The sequence below is a fragment of the Ornithinibacillus proteolyticus genome (genome assembly GCF_039581225.1).
Taxonomy (GTDB): Bacteria; Bacillota; Bacilli; order Bacillales; family Amphibacillaceae; genus Ornithinibacillus; species Ornithinibacillus massiliensis.
Genome location: NZ_JBCPXV010000116.1, coordinates 1 through 1,326, shown reverse-complemented (window position 1 = coordinate 1,326; position 1,326 = coordinate 1). Strand labels below are relative to the sequence as shown.

Sequence of the window (1,326 nt, the reverse complement as noted above, 5' to 3'; positions counted from 1 at the left end):
ATGAGGTTGATAGGTCCGAGGTGGAAGCGTGGTGACACGTGGAGCTGACGGATACTAATAGATCGAGGACTTAACTAACTTATTTGATATCGTTTGTTTACTCTTATTTAGTTTTCAGGGTATAATTATTTTTAAAAAACCCTTGCATTTCTCTTTGGGAATGCATATAATATATCTTGTCTTGATTTTAAGACAATGTCTGGTAGCGATAGCGAGAAGGTCACACCTGTTCCCATACCGAACACAGAAGTTAAGCTTCTCAGCGCCGATGGTAGTTGGGGCATTGCCCCTGCGAGAGTAGGACGCCGCCAGGCGGAGGATTAGCTCAGCTGGGAGAGCACCTGCCTTACAAGCAGGGGGTCACAGGTTCGAGCCCTGTATCCTCCACCATGCCGGCCTAGCTCAATTGGTAGAGCAACTGACTTGTAATCAGTAGGTTGGGGGTTCAAGTCCTCTGGCCGGCACCACTTTTCATTATGAGCCATTAAATCAGTCGGTAGAGCAACGAGCAAGACTTCCACCGAATAAGCTACGAGTAACCCCGAAGCATACACATCCTTGAATATGCTTGGAGATGCAGGGGTAAACCTTAATGGACGCTCAAATTAATTTAGAATCACTCATTACTATGAGCCATTAGCTCAGTCGGTAGAGCATCTGACTTTTAATCAGAGGGTCGAAGGTTCGAATCCTTCATGGCTCACCATTTAAATATGCGGGTGTGGCGGAATTGGCAGACGCGCTAGACTTAGGATCTAGTATCTTCGGATGTGGGGGTTCGACTCCCTTCACCCGCACCACTACAAAATGTAAAGTCCGTATTAATGCGGTCGTGGCGGAATGGCAGACGCGCTAGGTTGAGGGCCTAGTGGGAGTTAATCCCGTGGAGGTTCAAATCCTCTCGGCCGCACTTAGTTCCAGTGTTTGTTTAATACAAATAAACGACTTGATTTAATATGATTAATATGGTATTATTAAGAATGTCGCTTTTGCGCCCGTAGCTCAATTGGATAGAGCGTTTGACTACGGATCAAAAGGTTAGGGGTTCGACTCCTCTCGGGCGCGCCATTTTATCGGGAAGTAGCTCAGCTTGGTAGAGCACATGGTTTGGGACCATGGGGTCGCAGGTTCGAATCCTGTCTTCCCGATCCGAGGCTTTATTAATAAGTCTGGCTAAAAAAGAATATTTATTTCTATACTTTATGCGGGTGTAGTTTAATGGTAAAACTCCAGCCTTCCAAGCTGATGTCGAGGGTTCGATTCCCTTCACCCGCTCCATTAATTTATGGGCCTGTAGCTCAGCTGGTTAGAGCGCACGCCTGATAA

Annotated in this window: 8 tRNA genes and 1 rRNA gene; all 9 read left to right on the top strand. The window is 46.5% G+C overall.

What is annotated here, in order from left to right:
- Positions 1–198 precede the first annotated feature (198 nt).
- The 9 genes from rrf (at position 199) to AAIB49_RS19830 (ending at position 1,278) form a co-directional block, all read left to right on the top strand.
- Positions 199–314 (top strand): 5S ribosomal RNA (rrf, locus tag AAIB49_RS19870).
- Positions 315–390, top strand: a tRNA-Val gene (locus AAIB49_RS19865).
- Between the two features lies 1 nt (position 391).
- A tRNA-Thr gene (locus AAIB49_RS19860) sits at positions 392–467 on the top strand.
- Positions 468–630: 163 nt separating this feature from the next.
- Positions 631–706: transfer RNA gene (locus AAIB49_RS19855), tRNA-Lys, on the top strand.
- 9 nt (positions 707–715) lie between these two features.
- Positions 716–800, top strand: a tRNA-Leu gene (locus AAIB49_RS19850).
- A 26-nt stretch (positions 801–826) separates the two neighbouring features.
- Positions 827–910, top strand: a tRNA-Leu gene (locus tag AAIB49_RS19845).
- An 81-nt stretch (positions 911–991) separates the two neighbouring features.
- A tRNA-Arg gene (locus AAIB49_RS19840) sits at positions 992–1,068 on the top strand.
- A gap of 6 nt (positions 1,069–1,074) precedes the next feature.
- Positions 1,075–1,148: transfer RNA gene (locus AAIB49_RS19835), tRNA-Pro, on the top strand.
- 56 nt (positions 1,149–1,204) lie between these two features.
- A tRNA-Gly gene (locus AAIB49_RS19830) sits at positions 1,205–1,278 on the top strand.
- Positions 1,279–1,326: the final 48 nt, after the last annotated feature.